Source organism: Faecalibacterium prausnitzii, assembly GCF_003324185.1.
Lineage (GTDB): Bacteria > Bacillota > Clostridia > Oscillospirales > Ruminococcaceae > Faecalibacterium > Faecalibacterium prausnitzii.
In genome coordinates this window covers 80,586-104,801 of the sequence record NZ_PXUP01000004.1, presented here as the reverse complement: position 1 = coordinate 104,801, position 24,216 = coordinate 80,586, and the positions used below count along the sequence as shown (strand labels likewise).

At 59.5% G+C, this 24,216-nt stretch carries 20 protein-coding genes and 2 other RNA genes; 19 read left to right on the top strand and 3 right to left on the bottom strand.

Translation table 11 applies throughout. The features are described 5' to 3' along the window. Positions 1–15 precede the first annotated feature (15 nt). Together C7J97_RS04215 and C7J97_RS04210 are read right to left on the bottom strand one after the other, a co-directional pair. Positions 16–1,101, bottom strand: coding sequence for a hypothetical protein (locus tag C7J97_RS04215; protein WP_005926754.1), 1,086 nt, complete (start codon positions 1,099–1,101; stop codon positions 16–18). A 59-nt stretch (positions 1,102–1,160) separates the two neighbouring features. Further along, positions 1,161–1,733, bottom strand: coding sequence for a uracil-DNA glycosylase (locus tag C7J97_RS04210; RefSeq protein WP_015538347.1), 573 nt, complete (start codon positions 1,731–1,733; stop codon positions 1,161–1,163). 196 nt (positions 1,734–1,929) lie between these two features. On the opposite strand from C7J97_RS04210, the gene pta reads away from it, so the two are divergent. The 7 genes from pta (at position 1,930) to ssrA (ending at position 7,169) form a co-directional block, all read left to right on the top strand. Beyond that, positions 1,930–2,955: a phosphate acetyltransferase gene (gene pta / locus C7J97_RS04205; protein WP_055184761.1), complete on the top strand. Its 1,026-nt coding sequence runs from the start codon at positions 1,930–1,932 to the stop codon at positions 2,953–2,955. Between the two features lie 145 nt (positions 2,956–3,100). Continuing rightward, an RNA gene (gene ffs, locus C7J97_RS04200) (signal recognition particle sRNA small type) lies at positions 3,101–3,199 on the top strand. 90 nt (positions 3,200–3,289) lie between these two features. After that, on the top strand, positions 3,290–5,176 hold the full coding sequence (gene dnaX / locus C7J97_RS04195; RefSeq protein WP_113992116.1) for a DNA polymerase III subunit gamma/tau: 1,887 nt from the start codon (positions 3,290–3,292) through the stop codon (positions 5,174–5,176). A gap of 30 nt (positions 5,177–5,206) precedes the next feature. Further along, entirely contained in the window at positions 5,207–5,545 is a 339-nt protein-coding gene (locus C7J97_RS04190; RefSeq protein WP_015538350.1) for a YbaB/EbfC family nucleoid-associated protein, read from the top strand. Between the two features lie 19 nt (positions 5,546–5,564). Then, on the top strand, positions 5,565–6,164 hold the full coding sequence (gene recR / locus C7J97_RS04185; protein WP_112120842.1) for a recombination mediator RecR: 600 nt from the start codon (positions 5,565–5,567) through the stop codon (positions 6,162–6,164). Positions 6,165–6,265: 101 nt separating this feature from the next. Next, on the top strand, positions 6,266–6,748 hold the full coding sequence (gene smpB, locus C7J97_RS04180; RefSeq protein WP_005926732.1) for an SsrA-binding protein SmpB: 483 nt from the start codon (positions 6,266–6,268) through the stop codon (positions 6,746–6,748). Positions 6,749–6,818: 70 nt separating this feature from the next. After that, positions 6,819–7,169, top strand: a transfer-messenger RNA (tmRNA) gene (gene ssrA, locus C7J97_RS04175). A 61-nt stretch (positions 7,170–7,230) separates the two neighbouring features. Here ssrA and C7J97_RS04170 read toward each other — a convergent pair. Further along, positions 7,231–7,773: a DUF1836 domain-containing protein gene (locus tag C7J97_RS04170; RefSeq protein WP_113992115.1), complete on the bottom strand. Its 543-nt coding sequence runs from the start codon at positions 7,771–7,773 to the stop codon at positions 7,231–7,233. A 258-nt stretch (positions 7,774–8,031) separates the two neighbouring features. Between C7J97_RS04170 and C7J97_RS04165 the strand changes: the two genes are divergently transcribed. The 12 genes from C7J97_RS04165 to C7J97_RS04110 all read left to right on the top strand — a co-directional run bounded on the left by C7J97_RS04165 (position 8,032) and on the right by C7J97_RS04110 (position 23,839). Further along, positions 8,032–8,880, top strand: coding sequence for a DegV family protein (locus C7J97_RS04165; RefSeq protein WP_097783978.1), 849 nt, complete (start codon positions 8,032–8,034; stop codon positions 8,878–8,880). Between the two features lie 176 nt (positions 8,881–9,056). After that, positions 9,057–10,598, top strand: a complete 1,542-nt coding sequence (gene cls, locus C7J97_RS04160; RefSeq protein ID WP_113992114.1) for a cardiolipin synthase — start codon at positions 9,057–9,059, stop codon at positions 10,596–10,598. 91 nt (positions 10,599–10,689) lie between these two features. After that, positions 10,690–11,718, top strand: coding sequence for a hypothetical protein (locus C7J97_RS04155; protein ID WP_113992113.1), 1,029 nt, complete (start codon positions 10,690–10,692; stop codon positions 11,716–11,718). Between the two features lie 279 nt (positions 11,719–11,997). After that, positions 11,998–12,924 (top strand): transporter substrate-binding domain-containing protein, encoded by a 927-nt coding sequence (locus C7J97_RS04150; protein ID WP_113992112.1) that lies wholly within the window; start codon positions 11,998–12,000, stop codon positions 12,922–12,924. Continuing rightward, positions 12,881–13,528, top strand: coding sequence for an amino acid ABC transporter permease (locus C7J97_RS04145; RefSeq protein ID WP_005926715.1), 648 nt, complete (start codon positions 12,881–12,883; stop codon positions 13,526–13,528). Before C7J97_RS04150 ends, C7J97_RS04145 begins: the two co-directional genes overlap by 44 nt. A 16-nt stretch (positions 13,529–13,544) precedes the next feature. After that, positions 13,545–14,327, top strand: coding sequence for an amino acid ABC transporter ATP-binding protein (locus tag C7J97_RS04140; protein WP_005926712.1), 783 nt, complete (start codon positions 13,545–13,547; stop codon positions 14,325–14,327). 190 nt (positions 14,328–14,517) lie between these two features. Next, positions 14,518–15,879 carry an MATE family efflux transporter gene (locus C7J97_RS04135; RefSeq protein ID WP_112120838.1) on the top strand — a complete coding sequence of 454 codons (1,362 nt, stop codon included), beginning with the start codon at positions 14,518–14,520 and terminating at the stop codon, positions 15,877–15,879. A gap of 298 nt (positions 15,880–16,177) precedes the next feature. Further along, a complete protein-coding gene (locus C7J97_RS04130) occupies positions 16,178–18,445 on the top strand; it encodes a hydratase (RefSeq protein WP_394371841.1) in 2,268 nt (755 codons plus the stop codon). A 14-nt stretch (positions 18,446–18,459) separates the two neighbouring features. Beyond that, positions 18,460–19,320 (top strand): PHP domain-containing protein, encoded by an 861-nt coding sequence (locus tag C7J97_RS04125; protein WP_113992110.1) that lies wholly within the window; start codon positions 18,460–18,462, stop codon positions 19,318–19,320. Between the two features lie 5 nt (positions 19,321–19,325). Further along, positions 19,326–19,589: a TIGR03905 family TSCPD domain-containing protein gene (locus C7J97_RS04120; protein ID WP_113992109.1), complete on the top strand. Its 264-nt coding sequence runs from the start codon at positions 19,326–19,328 to the stop codon at positions 19,587–19,589. A gap of 428 nt (positions 19,590–20,017) precedes the next feature. Beyond that, positions 20,018–21,790: an oleate hydratase gene (locus tag C7J97_RS04115; RefSeq protein WP_113992108.1), complete on the top strand. Its 1,773-nt coding sequence runs from the start codon at positions 20,018–20,020 to the stop codon at positions 21,788–21,790. A 288-nt stretch (positions 21,791–22,078) separates the two neighbouring features. Continuing rightward, entirely contained in the window at positions 22,079–23,839 is a 1,761-nt protein-coding gene (locus C7J97_RS04110; protein WP_113992107.1) for a bifunctional metallophosphatase/5'-nucleotidase, read from the top strand. Positions 23,840–24,216 lie beyond the last annotated feature (377 nt).

Below are 24,216 nucleotides of genomic sequence, written 5' to 3'. Positions count from 1 at the left end.
ACCTCCGTTTTTTTGTTATCCTACCCCGAACAACTCCATGCACTGGGCGGCTGCGGCATCCACCTGTGCAAAGTCCACGGCGGTGCGGTAGTAGGTCTCCAGTTCATCGTGGCAGCTTTTTGCCTGCGCCATCAAGGCACAGGCCTGTTCCAGCAGTTCGGCGGCGGCGCGCTCGTTGAAGCGCAGCCGTGCCCGGCAGGCGGAAAGGTTCTCCCTATCCACAAAGCGGCTGCACCGCACGGTCTGCGCCGCAGACAGCCGCACCGGATGCCAGCGGTTGTCGGTCAGGAACGCCAGCCGCAGGGAGGGAATGATAATGTGGTCGATTTTATCCTCCGGGTGCATGGCGCAGGGGCAGGTGATGATGTGGTAGCCCCGCGCCAGCGCCTCGGCGCGGATGAGTTCCAGCAGCAGGCGGGAGACTGCCCCGTAGTCGTCCCGGAAGAGGATGCATTTGTCTGCCAGTGCCTGCACCGTACCCTGATAGAACACCTCGCCCTTGGGCGTGATGGCCGAGAGCAGCCGCAGCTCTTCAGAGCCCATCTCCTCGGTGCGGGGCAACAGGCGGATGCACAGCCGCTTGACGTAGCGGCGCACTTTTTCAAAGTTGGCGCTGCACGCTTCGGCGCGGCGGCTGTCCAGCAGCAGGCTGCCCGCCGAGGCCACATACCGCGCCGCCCGGCTGCGCAGCAGCTGGTTGCGGGCAAACAGGGCGGTCACCTCGTCCTTGTGGGGGTGCAGGGCATCGGCGTCAATGGTGTGGTACAAACTCAGCACCCGCTCGTCTGCGCCGGGGGCTTCCGGTTCCACCACATGGGGCGCGGTGGCGTCGATGATGGCGCGTTTCTGCCGCAGGAACACCACCCCGTCCAGACTGTCGGGGTCGCTGGCGCAGTGGATGCGCTGGATGGGCTCGCCTTTATCCTGTGCGGCGCGCGCCAGCCGCTTCATCAGGGTAGACTTGCCGCAGCCCGGCCCGCTTTTGAGCAGCACCAGCTGCATCCCGGGCTCCCGGCGCAGCGGCGCAAAGTAGCCCTTGAACCCGGCGGGCGTTGTAGCGCCCAAAAAGAAATCCACAGAAGGATGCACGGAACTTTCCATACAAAAACACCTCACTTTTGCTTTACAGTATGCAAAAGCGGCGCGGTTGGTTCCTGCCCTTATTTATGATAGGTATGCTCGCACACGGCGGCAATGGTGTCCCGCAGTACGGTAAAGTCCGCAAAGGCTTCAGGCTTGTTCTGGGGTTGGCGCAGCAGGGCGGCGGGGTGGAAGGTGCCCATGAACAAAATGCCACCCTTCTCAATGATCTGTCCGTGCTCCCGGGTGACGGAAAAATCCTGCCGGATCATCCGCTGGGCGGCAACACGCCCAAGGCAGACCACGATCTTGGGATGCAGCAGCCGGAACTGCTCCCGCAGCCACGGCATACAGGCTTCGCTCTCGGCGGGCAGCGGGTCGCGGTTCTGGGGCGGGCGGCACTTGACGATGTTGGCAATATAGCAGTTCTTTTTGCGGTCAAGGTCGATGGCAAACAGGTACTTGTCCAGCAGCTGGCCGCTGCGCCCCACAAAGGGCAGACCCTGCTCGTCCTCGCTTTGGCCGGGGCCCTCGCCCACAAACAACACCTCGGCGTCCGGCACGCCCTGCCCGAACACCACGTTCGTCCGGGTGGCGCACAGCTCGCACCGGGTGCAGGCAAGGCATTCGGCCTTTAAAGTATCCATATCCATGGAGAACATCTCCTTTAAAACCAGTATGATATTTTATTCACAAATCAAATGGCGGTTTCTCCCCTAAAATATAGCACAAAAACACAATTTTGTCTTGAACTTTTTGCCGTCTGTGCTAGAATAAAGAAGAAAGGCATCCTTGTGTCCAACAGACACGGAATGCAAATTTTGGAAAGCATTTTCGGAGGTAATCACAATGGCTGATATGTTTGCACCGCTGGTAGCACAGCTGAAGGCAAATCCCAAGACGATCGTGTTCACCGAGGGCAATGACCCCCGCATTCTGGAGGCCGCAAGCAAGCTGCTGGCCGAGGGCGTGCTGAAGGTCGTTATGGTGGGCAACGAGGCAGAGTGCAAGGCTGCTGCCGCCGCCGGTAACTTTGATATTTCCGCTGCCGAGATCATCGACCCGGAGAACTACGCCGGTTTTGATGAGATGGTCAGCACCATGGTGGAGCTGCGCAAGGGCAAGCAGTCCGCAGAGGAGTGCACCGCCCTGCTGAAGAAGTCCAACTACTTTGGCACCATGCTGGTGAAGATGGGCAAGGCAGACTGCCTGCTGGGCGGCGCTACCTACTCCACCGCCGACACCATCCGTCCCGCTCTGCAGCTGGTCAAGACCAAGAAGGGCGCACATCTGGTGAGCTCCTGCTTTATTCTGGACCGCGACTGCGGCGAAGAGGGTCTGAAGCGCATTGCCATGGGCGACTGCGCTGTCAACATTGATTACACCGATACCGTCGATAAGGCTACTGGCGAGGTCAAGATCTCTGCCGCTTCCAAGCTGGCAGAGGTTGCTGTGGAGACTGCCCGCACCGCAAAGCTGTTCGGCATCGACCCGAAGGTGGCTGTGCTGAGCTTCTCCACCAAGGGCTCCGGCAAGGGCGGCACCGTGGCACTGAGCCACGACGCTACCATCAAGGCACAGGAGATGGATCCCGAGCTGGCTGTGGACGGCGAGCTGCAGTTTGACGCAGCCGTTGCTCCCGAGGTCGCACAGGTCAAGTGCAAGGGCAGCAAGGTGGCTGGTCAGGCCAACACCTTCATCTTCCCCTGCATCGAGGCCGGCAACATCGGCTATAAGATCGCACAGCGTCTGGGCGGCTACGCTGCCTACGGCCCCATCCTGCAGGGTCTGAACGCACCCATCAACGATCTGTCCCGCGGCTGCAACGCAGACGAGGTGTACAAGATGAGCCTGATCACCGCTTGCCAGTCTTAAACAGTTTTAGCACAAACGAGGAGAAGCCTTCGGGCTTCTCCTTTTTGTTTTGCCCCCTCTTGCAATCCGGCGGGGTTTATGGTACAATATCTTAGCATCCACAAGGATGTGTCGGACAGCGCCTGCTGCGTGGTTCGGCATACGGATGCGGGTCCTGTACGATGGGCTCGCTGTGAACCAGGTCAGGTGGGGAACCAAGCAGCCTTAAGCAGAGCGTTCGTGCGTTTCAGTAAGCCTGCATCCGTATGCCGAGTTACGCAAGGCGGGGACAAAACCCCGTCGAGCGCTGTCCTTTTATTTTTGCCGCAAAGGCCGGGAAAGGGGAGAGATCGCCATGTATCGTGCACTTTACCGCAAATGGAGACCCCAGCGGTTTGAGGATGTGGTGGGCCAGCGTGCCATCGTGACCGCCCTGAAAAACCAGATCACCGCAGGGCGCGTGGGCCATGCGTATCTGTTTACCGGCGTGCGCGGCACCGGCAAGACCACCTGCGCCAAAATTTTTGCCAAGGCGGTCAACTGTCTGCACCCGGTAAATGGCGACCCCTGCGGGGAGTGCGAGATCTGCAAGGGCATCGACAACGGCAGCCTGCTGGACGTGGTGGAGATGGACGCAGCCTCCAACAACGGCGTGGACGATATCCGCGACCTGCGGGACGAGACCGCCTACACCCCCAGCGCCTGTCAGTATAAGGTGTATATCATCGACGAGGTGCACATGCTGTCCACAGCGGCCTTTAATGCGCTGCTGAAAACGCTGGAAGAGCCCCCCGCACACGTTATCTTCATTCTGGCGACCACCGAGATCCAGAAAGTGCCCGCCACCATCCTTTCCCGCTGCCAGCGGTACGATTTTACCCGCATCGGGCCGGAGGATATCGCCCGGCGGGTGGAGTATATCGCCGGTGAGGAAAAGCTGGAGCTGACCTCCGACGGCGCGGAGCTGATCGCCCGTCTGGCCGATGGTGCGCTGCGCGATGCACTGTCCATTCTGGACACCTGCGCCGGCGTCACCGCCAAAATTGACGCGGATGTGGTGCGCCGCATGGCGGGTGTGACCGACCGCAGCTACCTGTTCCAAATTTCGGACGCTCTGGAAGCACAGGATGCAGCCGCCGCGCTGGCACAGCTGGCGCAGCTGCGGCAGCAGTCGGTGGACGTGAAGCGCCTGACCGAGGAATTGATCGCTCACTACCGCGCCCTGATGCTGGCAGCGCTGCCCGGCGGGCAGGCGCTGCTGTCCGGTGTTTCGCCGGAGGAAGAGGCGCTGTACCTGCAAAAAGGCCCGGAGATGGGGCAGCGGGAAGCCATCCGCGCCATCCGCACGTTAGGCACGGCGCTGGAGCACATGACCCGCGGCAGCGACCAGCGCATCGAGCTGGAACTGGCACTGTTCAGCCTGTCCGAGCCGTCCCAGCAGATGCAGGCGGTAACGGTACAGGCAACCCCTGCCCGCACGGCACAGTCGGAAGCACCCCGTCCCTTTGCGGCAGCGGTGCAGCCCTTTGCCAGCGCCCCGGTGCAGCCCGCACCGGCAGCAACTGCACCCCAGACCCCGGCAGCAGTAGCAGAACCTGCCCCTGCCGTGCAGCAGACCCCTCCGCAGCTTGCCGCGCAGGAAGCAACGCCAGCCCCTGCGGAGGAGCTGCCGCCGATGCCGGACGAACCGCCGGTACAGCAGAGCGATGCCGCCCTGCCGTGGGACGAGCCTGCCCCGCAGGCACCGCCGCCGGAGGAGCCGGAGCCGGTCAGTCAGCCGGAGCAGCCCGCCCCTGCAGAGCCTGTGCAGCCTGCCCCGGCAGCAGAGAAATCGCCTGCCCCGGTGCAGGAGCACCCTGCCGACCCGGTGCTGACCAAGCCCCGCAGCGTGGCGCAGCAGGGCACGAACCCCTTTCCGTACTGGGGGCAGATCGTGCAGAAGCTGGAAGGCATCGACCCCATGCTGTATATGTATCTGCGCAAGTCCAAGGCTTACTTTGACGGTACCCGCGTGCTGATCGACGGCGGCAAGACTTTCCGGGATTTTATCCGGGTGAACAAGGACAGCCAGAAGCTGATCAAAAAGCTGATCGCCGAGGTATCCGGCGTTCCGGTGCCCATCGGCCCCTACGAGCCCAAAACGGCCGGAAAGACCGCCTCCAACGCGGAGCAGTCCCTTCTGGCGCTGGAAAAACTGGGGTTAGAGGTCAGCATTGAGGATACCGCCCGCAAAAAGCGATAAAAATTGTTTATAATAAAGGAGAATACCATTATGAAAGCAAGAATGCCCGCAGGCTACGGCCGCCCCGATATGAACGCCCTGATGCGTCAGGCTCAGAAGATGCAGGAGGACATGAAGAGCAAGCAGGCCGAGCTGGAAGCCGCCGAGTACACTGGCAGCGCCGCCGGTGAGATGGTGACCGTGAAGATGAACGGCAAGCACGAGGTGCTGTCCATCACCATCAAGCCCGAGGCTGTGGACCCGGACGACATCGAGATGCTGGAAGACATGGTGGCTGCTGCCATCAACGCCACCGTGAAGCAGGTGGACGAGACCGCCGAAGCCGAGATGGGCAAGCTGACCGGCGGCCTGAATATTCCGGGTCTCTGAGCCGGGAAGGGGAGATACCATGGACTACACTGCCGCACCGCTGGAAAAGCTGATCGAGGAGTTCGGCAAGTTTCAGGGCGTGGGCCGCAAGGGTGCTACCCGCATGGCCTATCAGGTGCTGAGTATGTCGGATAAGGACGCTGCGGCGCTGGCCGATGCCATCCGCGGTGCGCACACCCGGCTGCATCGGTGCCGCATCTGCCAGAACTTTACGGACGCTGACCTGTGCCCGGTGTGCGCCAGCGCCAAGCGGGACACCTCGGTGATCTGCGTGGTGGAAAAGCCCCGGGACGTGCAGGCCTTTGAGCGCACCCGGGAGTATAACGGCCTGTACCATGTGCTGCATGGTCTGCTGGACCCGCTGGCCGGTGTGGGCGCAGAGCAGCTCACCGTCAAGGAGCTGCTGGCGCGGCTGAAGGACGACACGGTGAAGGAGGTCATCATGGCCATGAACCCCACCGTGGAGGGCGAGGCTACCGCCATGTATCTGGCAAAGCTCATCAAGCCGCTGGGCATCCGGGTCACCCGGCTGGCCTCCGGTCTGCCGGTGGGCGCCAGCCTGGAATACGCGGACGAGACCACCCTGTACCGGGCACTTTCCGGCCGGGGAGAGCTGTGAGTGTGTAAAAATTTACAATTCTGTCAGAAACAGCCCTTGCATTACCCTGAAAAAATGGTATACTGAAACAACAAACGGAACGGAGAAAGGAGGCGCGCAGCATGGCACCCACAAAGGAGCGCCCGGCGACCAAGAGCATCGCCACCAACCGCGAAGCGCGCCACGAATATTTTGTTCTGGAAGCGCTGGAGACCGGTGTGGAGCTCAAAGGCACCGAGGTGAAAAGCCTGCGGGCCGGCGGGGTCAACCTGAAGGACAGCTGGGTAGATATTGAAAATGGCGAGCTGCTGGTAAAGGGGATGCACATCAGCCCTTACGACCACGGCAACCTGTTCAATCAGGATCCTATGCGTGTCCGGCGGCTTCTGGCGCACAAAAGTGAGATCCGGCGTCTGCACCAGCAGTGCAAACTGCAGGGCTATACGCTGGTGCCGCTCTCGCTTTATTTCAAGCATGGCCGCGTAAAAATGGAAGTGGGCCTGTGCAAAGGCAAAAAGCTGTACGACAAGCGTGCCGATGCCGCCCAGCGCGATGCAAAGCGCTCCATTGACCGGGCTGTGAAGTCCAACGGCAAGTATTATTAAGCATTCCAATTGCAGACTGCGGCTCACCGCAAAACCAAGCTTTTCGCACATCGCAAGATGTGCTTTATAGGGGGGCGTAAAGGTTTCGACGGGGGGAGCAAGGTCTGGGCAGCGGGTAGCAGCGGGGGAACTGCTCTATAACTCCTCCAAAAAAATTAACTGACAACAATAATTATCAGTTGCTCGCAGCCTGAGTGCTGCGCGTTCCGCCCACTCTTGTGTCGTGTGGGGTCGGGGCGTCCTTTAGACACAGCACCTGAACGGACCTAAGCTTTGCGGACCGGCAGGAACTCATGAAGCTACCAAAGCGCTAGCCTGACGATCGGCGTGGCGCGGCGGGAATGTTGTAGATCGCCTGCACCCGGAGATACCTACACTGAGCTCTTTTCGGACATGGGTTCGACTCCCATCGCCTCCACCAACATAAAAGCCACCTGAAAACTTACGTTTTTCAGGTGGCTTTTGCTATATCTGCTATTCTGTTACGCCAGATCCGGCAGGATGTCCGACCACAGAGCCTGCTCCTGCCGCAAGGCATCAAAGCAGCAGTCCAGATATATTTTGTTGACCGCTGCAAAAATGGTGCTGCGCAGCAGCAGACGCTCGTCGTTGAGCGTGGCCTCCGGCTGGGCTGTCTTGCCGCCGAACACCACGGAAAGACTAGTCTCTAACTCCTCGCAGAAGATATCGTAGGCTGTCCCGGCGGAGCAGTGCTCCCGCTGCATTTTGAACAGGGTGTCGATGTTTTCAATCGAGAGCACGGTCTTGGAAACTGCAATGTACATCAGGGATGCGATCTGGTCCCGGGTGTATTTTTTGCGGATGGGGTGATCCACCACCCCTTTTTTGACGTAGTTGCTTACCATAGATGGGGTCAGCTCCACCCCGCAGAAGCTGCGGAAGTAGCCGTTGACGAACTGCACCGTCTGGTCCAGATACAGCCCTACCGAGGGAAGATCGTTGTACCGGGGCAGGGCAAAGCCCGCAGCACACGCCGCAACGCGGAGTTTGGTTTCAGCTTTCATAGTATCTTGTTCCGTTCATGCTCCTGCACTTTTTGCAAGCAGGAACGTTGTTTTTGTGCAAAGGCAGGGCAATTGCTTTCCGCAAAAGCACTTCTGCCTGTAAAATAGTATACCGCATTTTGGAAAATTGGTCAACGGGCAACGAAAACTTTGTAAAAGAATTTGAAAAAACAGTTGACAGGTTTTTAAAAAACTGCTATGATGGTCACAAACAAAGGAATGACCGCGGCATTGCGCCGCTTGAAAATGGAGAAAAATATGAAAAGCAAAATCGTTGTAGATTCCTCTGCAAATGTGTACGAGCTCCCCGATGTAGGGTTTGCCTGCGTACCGCTGAAGATCCTGACCGACGAGCAGGAGTATGTGGACACCGCAGAGGTGGATGCCCCCGCGCTGGCTCAGATGATGCGCACCTATAAGGGCCGCACCAGCACCTCCTGCCCCAATATCTCGGACTGGATGGCTGCCTACGAGGGCGCAGACGAGGTGTATGTTGTAACCATTACCGGTACGCTGTCCGGCGCTTACAACGCCGCGCTGCTGGCGGGCGAGGAATACGAGCAGAGCCACGAGGGCGCGCGGGTCTTTGTGCTGGACAGCCTGTCTACTGGTGCGGAGTCCCGGCTGCTGGTGGAGCGTTTGGCGGCGCTGATCAAGGCCGGCAAGCCCTTTGACACCGTATGTGAGGAGATCCGGGCGTACCACGAGCACACCCATCTGCTGTTTGCGCTGGAATCTCTGGCAAACCTTGCCCGCAATGGCCGCGTGAAGCCGGCTGTGGCTGCTGTGGCGCGGATGCTGGGTATCCGGGTTATCGGGCAGGCCAGCGATGCCGGTGATCTGGAGGTTCTTTGCAAGACCCGCGGCGAGCACGGCGCACTGGAGCGCATGGTGCTGGAAATGAAGGCGCACGGCCTGACCAACGGCCGGGTGCACATCGACCACTGCTGCAATGCTGCCGCTGCGGAGCGGCTGAAGCACATGGTCCATGCGGTGTTCCCGGAGGCCAAGGTGGAGGTAGGCAGCTGCGGCGCGCTGTGCAGCTACTACGCGGAGTACGGCGGCCTGATGGTGGGCTACGAGGACAACGAAGCCCCCACCGTCTGAGCGGAAAATATATAATAGAATCTTGGTTCACCGGGGCATCTGCGGACGCTCCGGTGAACTTTTTTATAAGGAATAAAGGCGGCCGGCACGCCGGTGTACCCGACACCAAAAGCTTGCAAAGGGGGAAAAACCGCGTTATACTTAACCGTATTAGAAACATGGAAAGGGGAGATGGTATGCTGTTCCGGTTGCCGATCGTCAAGTTTTTCAACCGCATCCTCAACCGCATCACGGTCACGGTGGTGCTGGTGGCGCTGCAGCTTGCATGGCTGACGTGGGTGTTTTTTGCCCTCACCACCGGCACGGCGCGGGTGTGGGTCACCGGGGTGCTCAACGGGTTAAGCCTGCTGATCATTCTGTATCTGGTGCGCAAGGATGAAAACAGCGCCTATAAGGTGGGTTGGATCGCCCTCATCGGGCTGTTGCCGCTGCTGGGCGGGGCACTGTATCTGGCCTTTGGCAACAAGCGGCCCTCCCGCCGCCTGCGCAGCAAAATGCAGGCGGTGGAGCAGGCGCACCGGGCAGACCGCGCCCAGCAGTCCGGACAGACCGCCGGGCTGTGCGATGAAAACCGGGGCGTGAGCCGTTACCTGACCCAATACGGCTGCTACCCCGCATGGCAGAACACCACCGCCCGGTATTTCTCCTGCGGTGAAGCCATGTATCCGGCATTGCTGGCCGACCTTGAAAAGGCGGAAAAGAGCATCTTTCTGGAGTTTTTCATCGTCAGTCAGGGCAAGATGTGGCAGGGCGTGGAGGACATTCTGCGGCGCAAAGCGGCGCAGGGGGTGGACGTGCGGCTGATCTACGATGACTTCGGCAGCCTGTTGGGTCTGCCCAAGGACTTTGTGGTGCGCATGGAGCGGGCGCATATCCGCTGCATTCCCTTTAACCCGGTGGTGCCGCTGCTCTCGCTGGTGATGAACCACCGCGACCACCGCAAGATCGTGGTGATAGACGGCAAAGTAGCCTACACCGGCGGCATCAATCTGGCCGATGAATATATCAACGCGATCACCCGCTTCGGCTACTGGAAGGACGCGGGTCTGCGCATCGAGGGTGCTGCGGTGTGGAACTTTACCGTAATGTTTCTGGATTTCTGGAATGCCTTCCGGCCCTTTGAGCAGGATTACAGCACCTTCCGTCCGCAGCTTGCGGTGCTGCCCGCCAGCGATGGAGTAGTACAGCCCTACGCAGACAGCCCGCTGGACGAGGAGCCGGTGGCAGAAACGGTCTATCTGGACATTCTGGCACAAGCACAGCAATACGTCTATTTTTATACGCCCTACCTTGCCATCGGCGAGGAGATGCTGGACGCGCTGCGCAACGCCGCCAAGCGCGGGGTGGATGTGCGGCTGGTGCTGCCGGGCATCCCGGACAAAAAGCTGGTGTTCCGGCTGAGCCGCTCGTACTATCTGCCCCTGCTGCGGGCGGGGGTGCGCATCTACGAGTATACCCCGGGCTTCCTCCACGCCAAGTGCTGCGTCAGCGATGACCGCGCGGCGGTGGTGGGCAGCATCAATATGGACTACCGCAGTATGTTTCTGCACTTTGAGTGCGGGGTGTTGCTGCTGCAAAACAGCCAGGTGCTGACCCTGCGGGACGATGTGCGCCGCACCCTGCCCCAGTGCCGGGAGGTGCAGTGCGCGGACTGCCGCACCGGTCTGGTGGGTACGGTGCTGGACAGCGTGCTGCGGCTGTTAAGCCCGCTGATGTAAACATCTGCTCATAAAACCCGCGCGGCGGGGCACACTAGCTCCAAAGCCTGCGTCTGCAATGCAGGCACGGAAAGGGAGCGTATGTGACGATATGAAACAGGCATCGCGTTGGTTTTTGTGCTGCACGCTGGCGGCAGCACTGGCATTGACCGGCTGCGGCGGGGGAAACTCCGGCAGCAGCTCCGGTTCTGTGAGCGGCAGCACTTCTGCGGGCAGCAGCGCGGCGCAAAGCGCGGCGTGGCGCACCGGGCTGGGGGTCCTGACCGAGACGACCGGCACAGACCGTGCGGGCAACATCCACACCGTAGCGGCTGCCGTGCTGCTGGATGCAGACGGCAAGCTGGCTGGGGTGACACTGGATGAGCTGGAGCTTTCAGTCAGTGCGGACAGCACCGGCAAGGTGACCACCCCCACCGACACCCGCACCAAGCGCCAGAAAGGGAAAGACTACCCACTGGCAGAGGTGTCCGGTCTGAAAAAGGGCTGGGCAGAGCAGGCAGACGCCTTTGGCAGTTGGCTTGAGGGCAAGACTCCGGACGAAGTGAAGAAGCTGAAAACGGATGCGGACGGCAAGCCAACAGATGCAGACCTTCTCTCCGGCTGCACCATCGCGGTGGACCGTTACCGGGATGCTGTCGTCCGCGCCTGCGAGAATGCACAGGTGCTGGGTGCTGCCCGGGGCGATACGGTCAAGCTGGGTGTAGAGGTGGCCGAAATGCCACAGGGGCTTGCGGGCACAGACGACAAGGACGCGCAGGTGCAGGCTAAGATCACGCTGGCGGTGGTGACTATGGACGAGAACGCCCGGGTGACCAGCGCTATCGGCGATATGACCGAGCCGGAGCTGACCGTCAGCGCGGACGGCACCGTATCTGCCCCGCGGGAGCCGGTGTACACCAAAAACGAGCTGGGCGACCGCTACGGAATGCGCAGCGCAAGCGCGTTAGGCAAGGAATGGTACGAGCACAGCGCAGGCTGGTGCGGCTACCTGAAGGGCAAAAACGCCGTGGAGATCGGCAAGCTCTCCACAGACGGCACGGATGCCGACCTGAAGGCGCTGTGCACCATCTCGGTCACCGACCTGCAAAAGGCGGTGCTGAAGGCCATGGCGGAGCAGTAATCATAAAAACAGGATGTCCCTCTGCACAAAAAGTGCGGGGGGATTTTTTATGGATACCCCCTCAGGCGCAAAGCCGGAAGGGGTATGTGCACACTTTCCCACAAAAAGCGGGCTTACAGGCGGGGCAAAGCAGTGCATTGTGCAAAAAAATGGGTTTACCTCTTGCAAAACGGCGGCAAACGCGCTATTCTATAGCTACAGTTTACCACTTTAGCATGGTAAAATGGTAAATCGAGAGGGAAGCGGGACGCAGAACGTCCCCCATGGGAGGAAAAAGATATGAAACTCAAGCGTATTGCAAGTGCATTTCTGGCCGGTGCTCTGGCATTGAGCCTTGCAGCCTGTGGCGGCAGTGCATCCACCTCTGCTGCGGCATCTGCTTCCGGCAGCGCAGCCGGTTCGGCTTCTGCTGCAGCGGGCAGCGATCTGGATTACATCAAGGGCAAGGGCAAAATGGTCATCGGCTACACCGTGTACGAGCCCATGAACTACACCGACGTCGACGGCAACTTTACCGGCTTTGATACCGAACTTGCCACTGCGGTGTGTGCAAAGCTGGGCGTAGAGCCGGAGTTCGTAGAGATCAACTGGGACACCAAGGTGGTGGAGCTGGACGCCAAGAGCATCGACTGCATCTGGAACGGCATGACCCTGACCGAGGATATCATGGCCAACACCGCCACCACCAAGGCTTACGCCAAGAACGCACAGGTCGTGGTGGTAAAGGAGGGCACAGCCTATACCTCCACCGCCGACCTTGCCGGTAAGACCGTGGTGGCCGAGGCTGGTTCTGCCGGCGAAGCCGCCATTCAGGGCGATGAGAACCTTGCAAAGGCTGACTACATTTCCAAGAGCGTGCAGACCGACTGCCTGATGGAAGTGGCTGCCGGTACGGCAGACGCCGCTGTGCTGGACCTGACCCTTGCCAACGCCATGATCGGTGAAGGCACCGACTATGCAAGCCTGAAAATTGTGGACGAGCTGAACGCCGAGGAGTACGGCGTGGCCTTCCGCAAGGGCAGCGATGCCGCCGCCGCAATGGACGCCGCCTTTGACGAGCTGAAGGCTGACGGCACCATGCACTGGCCGAGAAGTACGAGCTGGCGCTGGCCGACTGAGCCGGGCGTAAAACAAAACGATAGATGGGTGTGTTTTTGTGTCTGTGATCCTTGGGCGCCTTTCCGGCGCGTTCCTGCTCAACTGTGAGCTGTTTGCCCTTACGCTGCTGTTTGCGCTGCCGCTGGGGCTGGTGGTGGCCTTTGGCTCCATGAGCCGGTGCAGGCTGCTTTCCGGTGCGGTAAAGACCTTTGTCTGGGTCATCCGCGGTACGCCGCTGATGCTGCAGATCATCGTCATTTATCTGGGCCCCGGTCTGCTGGGCATGAATAATCCGTGGCCCTCCGGCTCCGGCGGACGCATGGTGGCGGCGGTGGTGGCCTTTGCCATCAACTACGCCTGCTATTTTTCCGAGATCTACCGCGGCGGCATCGAGGCCGTGCCCAAAGGGCAGACCGAAGCCGGGCAGGTGCTGGGCATGACCCGCACGCAGATCTTTTTCAAGGTCACCCTTTTGCAGGTGGTCAAGCGCATCCTGCCGCCCATGGGCAACGAGATCATCACCCTTGTCAAGGACACCTCGCTGGCAAACACCATCGCCAACAAGGAGATCATCATGATGGCCAAGGAGTACAGCGCAAAGGGCTTGATCTGGCCGCTGTTCTCCACGGCGCTGTTCTTCCTTGTGTTTGTAGGCGCGCTCACCCTGTTGTTCAACTGGGCTGAAAAGAAACTGGATTATTTCCGCTGCTGAGGAGGGTTTTAAGAATATGGCATTACTGGAAGCCTCCGGCATTGGCAAAAATTTCGGAGATACAAAGGTCTTAAAGGATATTTCTCTTACTTTGGAGCAGGGCGAGGCGCTGGCCATCATCGGCTCGTCCGGCTCCGGCAAGACCACCCTGCTGCGCTGCCTGAACTTTCTGGAGCGGCCGGACACCGGCTGCATCCGGGTGAACGGCGAGACCATGTGGGACGCCGCCGACCCCGCCACCCAGCGGGAAAGCGAGATCCGCAAAAAGCGGCTGCACTTCGGGCTGGTGTTCCAGAACTTTAACCTCTTCCCGCAGTATACGGCGCTGCAGAACGTGATGCTGGCAGGGGAGCTGCTGGCAAAGGAGCGCCCGGACTACCGCGCCAACAAAAAGGCGGTGCACGCCCAGCTGGAACAGCAGGCGCGGGAACTGCTGGCGCAGATGGGGCTTTCGGAGCGGGCAGACCACTACCCGCACCAGCTTTCCGGCGGGCAGCAGCAGCGGGTGGCCATTGCCCGGGCGCTGGCGCTGCACCCGGACATCCTCTGCTTCGACGAGCCCACCAGCGCCCTTGACCCGGAACTGACCGGCGAGGTGCTGCGGGTGCTGCGGGAGCTGGCCGACCGCAAGACCACCATGATCATCGTGACCCACGAGATGCACTTTGCCCGGGATGTGGCCGACCGCATCCTGTTTATGGACGGCGGTGTGGTGGTGGAAGAAGGTCCTGCAAAGCAGCTGATCGACCACCCGCGCGAACAGCGCACCAAACAGTTTCTGGCACACTACGCGGAATGAGCAAAATCACCAATTCTTTGGGCAAAAAAATGGAAATGTTGATGCAAACCAAGTCTTGTAAAACCGGCGCTGCTCCGCTATAATACCACTCATGAATCCTTACAACGTCCTGCCGCTTTTCCGGCAGGGCGTTTTTCACGGCAAAAATGCGAACATCCATCTTTTTTGTGTGGGCAGGAGGTATATTTCCATGACCAAAGATATGACGCAGGGCAGTCCGCTGAAGCTGCTGCTTGCCTTTGCTGTGCCGCTGATGCTGGGCAGCCTGTTCCAGCAGTTCTACAATCTGGCCGATACCATCATCGTGGGGCGGTTCGTGGGCGTGGAAGCACTGGCGGCGGTAGGCAGCGTGGGCGGTTTGAACTATCTGGTGCTGGGCTTTGTCAACGGCATTGCCTGTGGCTTTTCCATCCCCATCTCATGGACCTTCGGCGCCCACGACCACCACGAGATGCGCCGCTACACCGCCAATACCGTGTGGCTGTCCATCGCTTTTGCCACGGTGCTCACCATCGTTACGGTGGCTATGACCCGTCTGGTGCTGGTGTGGACGAACACCCCGGCCGATATCATCGACCTTGCGGATATCTATATCCGCACCATCTTTGCTGGCATCCCCTTCACCCTGCTTTATAATGTGACCAGCGCTTTGATGCGTGCACTGGGCGACAGCAAGCGCCCGCTGTATTTCCTGCTGGTGGCCAGCGTGCTGAACATCGGGCTGGACCTTGCCTGCATCATCCTGTTCAACATGGGCGTGTTCGGCGCGGCTTTTGCCACCGTGTTCAGTCAGGCTGTGGCAGGCATCGGCAGCCTTATTTACATCATGCGCCACTACCCGGAACTGCGCTGGAATAAGGAAGAAGGGCGCATCAGCGCTCCGCACTGCGCAAAGCTTTGCGCCATGGGCCTCCCCATGGGTCTGCAGTGCAGTATTACTGCCATCGGCAGCGTGGTGCTGCAGGGCGCGGTGAACGGTCTGGGCAGCGATATCGTAGCCGCGCAGACCGCCGGCGGCAAGGCTGCGCAGTTCCTCAGCGTGCCGCTGGAGAGCATCGGCACCGCCATGACCACCTACACCAGCCAGAATATGGGCGCGAAGGATCTGGGCCGCGTGAACCGCGGCGTGAACACCGCACTGGGCATCGGCTGCGTGTACAGCGTGGCCTCCTTCCTCATCCTGCGCGTGCTGGACAAGCCCCTGATCGGCCTGTTCCTGGACGCAGGCGAGACCGCCATTATGGCCAATGCGCAGGACTTCATCTTCTGGAACAGTGTGTTCTACATCCCGCTGGCAGTGCTTATCATCTACCGCTACACCATTCAGGGTCTGGGGCACTCCGGCCTTGCCATGTTTGCCGGTGTGGCTGAGATGATCGCCCGCGCCATGGTGGGCTTCTGGTTCGTGCCGCTGTGGGGCTACTTTGCCGCCTGCATCGCAAGCCCGGTGGCATGGCTCTTTGCCTGCTTTTTCCTGATCCCGGCCTATTTTGTGGTGTTCCGTAAACTGCAAAAGGAAAAGCAGCAGGAAGCCGCCGCAAAGGTGCAGTAAGGGTTCATAAAAAATGCTTTTTCTTTTCGCCCTTTCATGCTATAATAAAAGTTAAATACGGCTTTTGCCGTAACAGGGCAGGGGTTATAAGTCTTTGAAAAGCTGTCGCCGCAGGCGACTGATGAGGGTGCTGTTGCCAAGAAATACCCCTCATCCGGTGCTGTGCGCCACCTTCCCCCAAGGGGTGAAGGCTAAGGGGACGGCTGTTTTCGGGATGAATAGCCGCACTGCCGGGGCAATGCCCGCAATTGCGGCGGGCGGGAAAATACAAAAAGAGAGGCGAATCGAGATGTTGGATATGATCAAATGCAGCACTGGCGGTGCGTACTATGCGCGCGGAGAGTGGGTGCCCGCAGATGGCAATGCACCCGCAGCGCTGGCAGCAAAGGGCTTTGATGCCGCTGCCGTTGCCGCGGCTAAGACCGGTACCATGGCCTACAATATTATGCAGGCACACAACACCAGCGGCGATGCCGAGAACCTGAAGATCAAGTTTGATGCCATGGCAAGCCATGACATCACCTTTGTGGGCATCATCCAGACCGCCCGTGCTTCCGGGCTGGAAAAGTTCCCCATTCCTTATGTGCTTACCAACTGCCACAACAGCCTGTGCGCTGTGGGCGGCACCATCAACGAGGACGACCACCGCTTTGGCCTGTCCGCTGCCAAAAAGTACGGCGGTATCTTTGTGCCCCCGCACATGGCAGTCATCCACCAGTATATGCGCGAGCGCTTTGCCGGCTGCGGCAAAATGATCCTTGGCTCGGACTCCCACACACGCTACGGCGCACTGGGCACCATGGCTATCGGCGAGGGCGGCGGCGAGCTGGCAAAGCAGCTGCTGGGCCGCACCTATGATGTTGCCCGCCCGGGTGTGGTGGCCATCTACCTGACCGGCAGTCTGCCGGCGGGCTGCGGCCCCCACGATGTAGCCATTGCCCTTGTGGGCAAGCTGTTCAAGAGCGGCTACGTCAAAAACAAGGTCATGGAGTTCGTGGGCCCCGGCATTGCTTCCCTGCGGCAGGATACCCGCAACGCCATTGATGCCATGACCACCGAGACCACCTGTCTGTCCTCCATCTGGGAGACCGACGAAGTCACCCAGCGTTTTCTGGCGGTGCACGGCCGTGCAGCAGACTACAAAAAGCTTGCACCGGCAGACCTTGCCTACTACGATGGCGTGGTGGAAGTGGATCTTTCTGCCATCCGTCCCATGATCGCCCTGCCCATGCACCCCTCCAACGCCTTTACCATTGAGGAGCTGAACGCAAATCTGGAGGACATCCTCCACGCCTGCGAGCAGGATGTGCAGAAGCTGATCGGCCGCAAGGATGTGCAGCTGGATCTGTGCAGCAAGATCGAGAACGGCAAGCTGCGTGTGGATCAGGGTGTCATTGCAGGCTGCGCAGGCGGTCTGTACGACAGCATCTACGAGGCTGCTTCCATCCTCAAGGGTCATACCGGCGGCTGCGGCGACTACGCCTTGAGCGTTTACCCCGGCAGTCAGCCCATCATGATGGAACTGGTGCGCACCGGCGTCATCGGCGAGTTGATGGCTAGCGGCGCTACCATCCGCACCGCCTTCTGCGGCCCCTGCTTCGGCGCAGGCGATGTGCCCGCCAACGGTGCACTGTCCATCCGTCATACCACCCGCAACTTCCCCAGCCGCGAGGGCTCCAAGCCCGGCAGCGGCCAGCTGGCCGGTGTGGCACTGATGGATGCCCGCAGCATTGCAGCCACCACCGCAAACGGCGGCATCCTGACCCCCGCCACCGACATTGACTATGATCCCACCGTGCCGGAGTACCAGTACGATGCTTCCAGCTACGACACCCGCGTGTATCAGGGCTTTGGCAAGGGCGATTACGATGCCCTGCTCAAATTTGGCCCCAACATCAAGGACTGGCCGGAGATCGCACCGCTGGGCGACAATCTGCTGCTAAAGGTGGCTTCTTATATCACCGATCCCGTCACCACCACCGATGAGCTGATCCCCTCCGGTGAGACCTCTTCTTACCGCTCTAATCCCCTGGGTCTGGCCGAGTTCACCCTCAGCCGCAAGGACCCGGAGTATGTGGGCCGCGCCAAGGCTGTGCAGGCCGAAGAAAACGCCCGCCGCGCCGGTGCAGGGGACGCTGCTCTGCTGGCAAAGGTGAACGCCGTGCCCGGTTGCGAGAAGCTGAGCTGGAACGATATCCAGATCGCCTCTACCATCTTTGCGGTCAAGCCCGGCGACGGCTCTGCCCGCGAGCAGGCCGCCAGCTGCCAGCGTGTGCTGGGTGCCGGTGCCAATATCGTAACCGAGTACGCCACCAAGCGTTACCGCTCCAACCTGATCAACTGGGGCATGCTGCCCCTGCAGCTGGCAGGCGCCACCCCCTTTGGTCTGGGGGACTATGTGCTCATCCCCAATGTGCGGGAAGCACTCAAGGGCGACCTGCAGAACATCAAGGCCTATGTTCTGGGCGATACCGTCAAGGAGTTTGAGCTGTACATGGCTCCGCTCACCACCGACGAGCGCCAGATCCTGGCCGACGGCTGCCTGATCAATTTCTATAAGCACTAAGGAAGTAACCCGCTATGTCCTGTGACCTGCATATCCATTCCACCTGCTCCGACGGTGCTGTGCCCATCGAGCGGCTGGCGTCCATCGCCGCCCGCACCGGGCTGCACGCCATCGCCCTTTCGGACCACGACACCCTGCTCAGCGCTCAGTACGCCTACGCCCACACCGGGCAGGACGGGGTAGAGCTGATCCCCGCCGTGGAGCTGACCGGCTACGACTTTGAGCGCCAGCACCGGGTGCACCTGCTGTGCTACTACCCGGACGTGGACTGCCCGGCGCTGCGGGAGCACTGCGCCATCATGAAGGAGCGCCGCAACGCCTGCGCTTTGCAGAGCGCAAAGGAGCTGGAGCAGCTGTACCCGCAGTTTACCACCGACCTTGCATGGGAGACCACAAAGGCCAGCGGGGTGCTGTTCAAAAGCGGACTGATGCAGGCACTGGAACTGCTGGGTCTGACCGATGGCAGCATCTACGGCGAGACCTACCACAAGCTGTTCGGGTGGAACCCCCGGGGCATCGTGCTGCACTCGCCGGAGTATCTGCCGGTGCGGCAGGTGCTGGCTACCGCCAAGGCAAGCGGCGGCGCGGTGGTGTTTGCCCACCCCACGGTGTATAAAAGTATGCCCCTGCTGCGGGAGCTGGCAGCAGAGGGCGCAGTGGACGGCATTGAAGTGTACCATCCCAGCAACAGTGCGGAGGACAGCACCGAGTGCCTTGCACTGTGCAAGCAGTACGGCCTTGTGGCTACTGCGGGCACGGACTTCCATGGCCGCAACCACAAGCACCCGCACCCCATCGGCACCTGTACCGCACCGGACGAAGCCGCAGCGCAGCTGCGCGCCATCGCCGAAAAACGTAAAAGAGAGAGGACGTAAAGACTATGAGCAAGGAATTTTCCTTCCCGAACAAGGGCACCTGCTCCAAGCAGACCAACTTTGTGCTGAACGATGACCACACCATTGCTTCCATCGAGGTCGTCGGCGGCTGCAACGGCAACCTGAAGGGCATCTGCCAGCTGCTTACCGGCATGAAGGCAGAGGACGCCATTGCCCGTCTGGACGGCACGCTGTGCGGCTTCCGCAGCACCAGCTGCCCGGACCAGATCGCAAAGAACCTGAAAAAGGCTCTGGAAGAGATGAACTAAAATCCACCGGAGAGCCGCTGCACAGAACCTTGTGCGGCGGCTCTCTTTTTGTATGGGAAGATTTGCTTAGAGAAACCCTCTCAGTCAAAGCCTTGCGGCTTTGCCAGATTCCCCCTTTTGTTACCTACGGTGACATCTTCCCCCGGTGCGGGGAAAGTCTGCCCTCTCAGGGGGAGCTTTTAAGTATCTCTTACGGTCAGCGCTGATAAAGCTCTCCCTTCGGGAGAGCTGGCGCGAAGCGCCTGAGAGGGTTTGCTTTATGTCACAATTTGTACGCAATTCCAGCAAATGAAGGAGGATGTAAAAAATCTATACACAGGGCAAAGTTTGTTTGTTGTTCCTGTTCACTTTGCGGGGTATACTGTTGCCATAGAGAACAGCACGATGAAGGCTGTGAAACGAAAATATGGAAGCAGGGAGGCTTTTTTATGTACTATTCCAGTGGCAATTATGAAGCTTTTGCACACCCCAAAAAGCCGGAGGGCGTGGATCATAAATCCGCTTATATCATCGGCTCCGGTCTGGCAGCCCTGACCGCTGCCTGCTATCTGGTGCGCGATGGCCAGATGAAGGGCGAGCACGTCCATGTGTTTGAAAAGAACGCACTGGCCGGCGGCGCCTGCGATGGCTACAAGTACGATATCGGCTATGTGATGCGCGGCGGCCGCGAGATGGATAACCACTTCGAAGTTATGTGGGATCTGCTGCACTCCATCCCGTCTCTGGAGACCGAGGGTGCCAGTGTGCTGGACGAGTACTACTGGCTGAACAAGGAGGATCCCAACTTTTCCTTGTGCCGTGCCACCGTCAACCGCGGCGAGGATGCTCACACCGATGGCAAATTCGGCCTGTCCGATAAGGGTGCCATGGAGATCATGAAGCTGTTCTTTACCCCGGACGAGCAGCTGCAGGATAAAAAGATCACCGATTTCTTCGATGACGAGGTGCTCAACTCCAACTTCTGGATGTACTGGCGCACCATGTTCGCCTTCGAGAACTGGCACAGCGCTCTGGAGATGAAGCTGTACCTCAAGCGCTATATCCACCACATCGGCGGTCTGCCGGACTTTACCGCCCTGCGCTTTACCCGCTATAATCAGTACGAATCCATCATCCTGCCCATGGTGCGCTATCTGGAAGGCTTTGGCGTGCAGTTCCACTACAACACCAAGGTCACGGATGTGAAGTTCGACATCCAGAAGGGCCGCAAGCTGGCAAGCTCTGTTACCGTGGAGCACGCGGGCGAGACTTCTAACATCGACCTGACCGAGAACGATCTGCTGTTCATCACCAACGGCGGCTGTGTGGAAAGCTGCACCGTGGGTGCACAGGATAAGGCCACCGGCTTTGACCCCACCATCCAGCCCGGCAACGGCTGGGATCTGTGGAAGAAGATCGCCGCACAGGATCCCTCCTTCGGTCACCCGGAAAAGTTCTGCTCCGAGCCGGAGCTGAGCAACTGGGAGAGTGCCACCATCACCACGCTGGACGACAAGATCCCTCAGTATATCCGCAAGATCTGCAAGCGCGATCCCTTCAGCGGCCATACCGTCACCGGCGGCATCGTCACCGTCAAGGACTCCAGCTGGTTGCTCAGCTGGACGCTGAACCGTCAGCAGCAGTTCAAGGATCAGCCCAAGAACCAGCTGTGCGTCTGGGTGTACGGCCTGTTCAGCGATAAGCCCGGCGATTACGTCAAGAAGCCCATGCGCGACTGCACCGGCCGCGAGATCTGCATGGAGTGGCTGTACCACATCGGCGTGCCCGAGGATCAGATCGCGGAGCTGGCAGAGCACAGTGCCAACACCGTGCCTGTGATGATGCCTTATATCGACGCCTTCTTCATGCCCCGTGCCATGGGCGACCGTCCCGATGTTGTGCCCGAGGGTGCTGTGAACTTCGCCTTCCTTGGTCAGTTTGCCGAGACCGCCCGCGATACCATCTTCACCACCGAGTACTCCATGCGCACCGGTATGGAGGCCGTGTACACCCTGCTGAACATTGACCGCGGCGTGCCCGAGGTCTGGGGCAGCACCTATGATGTGCGCGCCCTGATCGATGCCACCGTGAAGCTGCGCGACGGCAAGAAGATCACCGACATGGATCTGCCGCTGATCCCGCGTCTGGCTCTGAAGGAAGCTTTGAAGAAGATCGAGGGCACCGACCTTGAGAAGTTCCTCAAGGAGTATAACGCTATCTGATATTTCCCTCTCCTCCGATAGATCCGGCAACGGGTCAACACCCCCCTAAAAAAGACCTCTCCGCTGCTCTGCGACAGGGCACGGGAAGGTCTTTTTTGCATAGAATTTGTGTAAAAATGGTACAATATATGTTAAAATAAAGCGGAACGTGAAAATAATTTGTGCCAAAAGAATGATTTTGGCTTGTTTGCGGCGGCGTTCTGTGCTATGCTAGAGCTATTGAAAGGGCAGGAGGGAAGAGCCTGCCTCAAATGCGATACGCCAAAAATAAAAGGAGGTCGTTTTCCTGTGAAACAACTTATTTCCCGTCGCAGCTTTTTAAAGGCTGCTGGTGTGACCGCTGCCGCTGCATCCATGGCCATCGGTGCGCCTGCCGCATCGGCCTGCTGGTATGGTGACAAGTCTGACGTTACCATCCTGTACACCAACGATGTCCATACCTACATCGACAAGCAGAGCCCCAAGCTGACCTACGCTGCCATTGCCGACCTGAAGCAGAGCTATCAGAATGCCGGCAAGGATGTGCTGCTGGTGGATGCAGGCGACCATGTGCAGGGCACCGCCTACGGCTCCATGGACGAGGGTGCCTCCATCATCAAGCTGATGAACGCTGCCGGTTACGATGTCGCCACCCCCGGCAACCACGAGTTTGACTACGGCATGGACCGCGCCAAGGCCATCATGAAGGAAGCCGACTTTCCGTACCTGTCCTGTAACTGGGTAGACCTGCGCACTACGCTGCGTGTGCTGCCCTCCGTCAAGGTGTTCGTGCGCGGCGGCAGACGCATTGCCTTTGTGGGCGTGACCACCCCCGAGACCTTTACCAAGTCCACCCCGGCCTACTTTATGGATAAGGCACAGCGCAAGTACATCTACGATATTCAGGGCGGCGAGGACGGCAAAAAGCTCTATGACGCCGTGCAGAAGGCCATTGATAAGGCAAAGCTTCTGGCGGATGTGGTCATCGGTCTGGGCCATCTGGGCGTAGACCCCTCTTCCTCTCCGTGGACCAGTGAGGAAGTCATTGCCCACACCAGCGGCTTTGACGCCTTTATCGACGGCCACTCCCATACCGTAATGGAGAACAAGCAGGTGCAGGATGCCTCCGGCAAGGCTGTCACCCTGACCCAGACCGGCTCTTACTTTGCAAACGTTGGCGAGATGACCATCGCTGCGGACGGCACCATTACCACCAAGCTCATCCCCACCCACGAGGGCATGGATGCCACTATTGCCGCCATGCAGACCGGCTGGGTGAACACCGTGGACGATATGCTGGGCGAGAAGATCGCTGTGGGCGACAGCGATTTCTACGTCTCTGACCCCGCCACCGGCAAGCGCCGCATCCGCTCTGCCGAGACCAACCTCGGCGACTTTGTGGCTGACGGCATCTACACCTACTTCAACGAGGTGGAAAAGCTGCACTGTGATGTGGCCATCATGAATGGCGGCGGCATCCGCGCCGATGTGCCTGCAGGCGACTGGACCTTCAAGACCTGCAAGCAGATCAGCCCCTTTGGCAACGTGGCCTGCCTGATGTCGGTCACCGGCAAGCAGATCCAAGACGCACTGGAGTTTGCAGCCCGCTTTGCAGGCGAGGATGGCAAGGAGAACGGCGGCTTCCTGCAGGTGGCCGGTGCTACCTACGAGATCCACACCGATATCCCCAACACTGTGCAGACCGACGAGAAGAATGTCTGGATCGGCAGCGCCACCGGCACCCCGCGCGTGCAGAACGTGAAGATCTACGATAAGGCCTCCGGCAGCTATCTGCCGCTGGACCCGGGCACTACCTACGCACTGGCCGGCATGAACTACACCCTGCGTAATCTGGGCGATGGCTTTGCCATGTTTGACGGCGCAGAGCTGATCAAGGACTATGTGTCCGAGGATTATCTGGTGATGTCTACCTACGCCATGACCTTTGACGGCGCAGATGCTGCGGGTCTGCCGCACCTGTCCAGCGCCAACAGCCCGCTGGCCGCATACCCCGGCTACCTGCTCAACTACGAGCAGCCTTACGGCGCAGGCCGCATCACCATTCTGTAAAAGAAAGCCCTATCAGGGCAGGTCAACTGTATAGCAAAAACCGGGCAGTCTGCGGGCTGCCCGGTTTTTTGTGCAGTACGAACGATTGGAAATGCGCTCCGCTATCCCATTTTCACGGGGAGGGCTGCAATGGTTAAATGGTGGTCTGAATTGCAAATGCAGTTGACCGTTACGACCCCACTGGTGAAAAGGAGATTCAGAAAAGCCCGCAGGCTTTTCTGAATCTCGAGTAAAAAACTAATTCCGCTAATTATGCGCAGAGCAAACGCGGAGCGCATTCTAAATCGTCCCGCCCCGGCAGGGGTGACTCTTCAAAAGTTCCCTATGACCCACAGGGATTTTGAAGAGTCATGAACAAAAAGCAAAGAAAACTGCGT

What these genes read in the sequence shown, in the direction of transcription:
- C7J97_RS04215 (WP_005926754.1), bottom strand. Translation starts at nt 1,101, where the DNA reads ATGGAAAGTTCCGTGCATCCTTCTGTGGATTTCTTTTTGGGCGCTACA.
- C7J97_RS04210 (WP_015538347.1), bottom strand. Translation starts at nt 1,733, where the DNA reads ATGGATATGGATACTTTAAAGGCCGAATGCCTTGCCTGCACCCGGTGC.
- pta (WP_055184761.1), top strand. Translation starts at nt 1,930, where the DNA reads ATGGCTGATATGTTTGCACCGCTGGTAGCACAGCTGAAGGCAAATCCC.
- dnaX (WP_113992116.1), top strand. Translation starts at nt 3,290, where the DNA reads ATGTATCGTGCACTTTACCGCAAATGGAGACCCCAGCGGTTTGAGGAT.
- C7J97_RS04190 (WP_015538350.1), top strand. Translation starts at nt 5,207, where the DNA reads ATGAAAGCAAGAATGCCCGCAGGCTACGGCCGCCCCGATATGAACGCC.
- recR (WP_112120842.1), top strand. Translation starts at nt 5,565, where the DNA reads ATGGACTACACTGCCGCACCGCTGGAAAAGCTGATCGAGGAGTTCGGC.
- smpB (WP_005926732.1), top strand. Translation starts at nt 6,266, where the DNA reads ATGGCACCCACAAAGGAGCGCCCGGCGACCAAGAGCATCGCCACCAAC.
- C7J97_RS04170 (WP_113992115.1), bottom strand. Translation starts at nt 7,773, where the DNA reads ATGAAAGCTGAAACCAAACTCCGCGTTGCGGCGTGTGCTGCGGGCTTT.
- C7J97_RS04165 (WP_097783978.1), top strand. Translation starts at nt 8,032, where the DNA reads ATGAAAAGCAAAATCGTTGTAGATTCCTCTGCAAATGTGTACGAGCTC.
- cls (WP_113992114.1), top strand. Translation starts at nt 9,057, where the DNA reads ATGCTGTTCCGGTTGCCGATCGTCAAGTTTTTCAACCGCATCCTCAAC.
- C7J97_RS04155 (WP_113992113.1), top strand. Translation starts at nt 10,690, where the DNA reads ATGAAACAGGCATCGCGTTGGTTTTTGTGCTGCACGCTGGCGGCAGCA.
- C7J97_RS04150 (WP_113992112.1), top strand. Translation starts at nt 11,998, where the DNA reads ATGAAACTCAAGCGTATTGCAAGTGCATTTCTGGCCGGTGCTCTGGCA.
- C7J97_RS04140 (WP_005926712.1), top strand. Translation starts at nt 13,545, where the DNA reads ATGGCATTACTGGAAGCCTCCGGCATTGGCAAAAATTTCGGAGATACA.
- C7J97_RS04135 (WP_112120838.1), top strand. Translation starts at nt 14,518, where the DNA reads ATGACCAAAGATATGACGCAGGGCAGTCCGCTGAAGCTGCTGCTTGCC.
- C7J97_RS04130 (WP_394371841.1), top strand. Translation starts at nt 16,178, where the DNA reads ATGATCAAATGCAGCACTGGCGGTGCGTACTATGCGCGCGGAGAGTGG.
- C7J97_RS04125 (WP_113992110.1), top strand. Translation starts at nt 18,460, where the DNA reads ATGTCCTGTGACCTGCATATCCATTCCACCTGCTCCGACGGTGCTGTG.
- C7J97_RS04120 (WP_113992109.1), top strand. Translation starts at nt 19,326, where the DNA reads ATGAGCAAGGAATTTTCCTTCCCGAACAAGGGCACCTGCTCCAAGCAG.
- C7J97_RS04115 (WP_113992108.1), top strand. Translation starts at nt 20,018, where the DNA reads ATGTACTATTCCAGTGGCAATTATGAAGCTTTTGCACACCCCAAAAAG.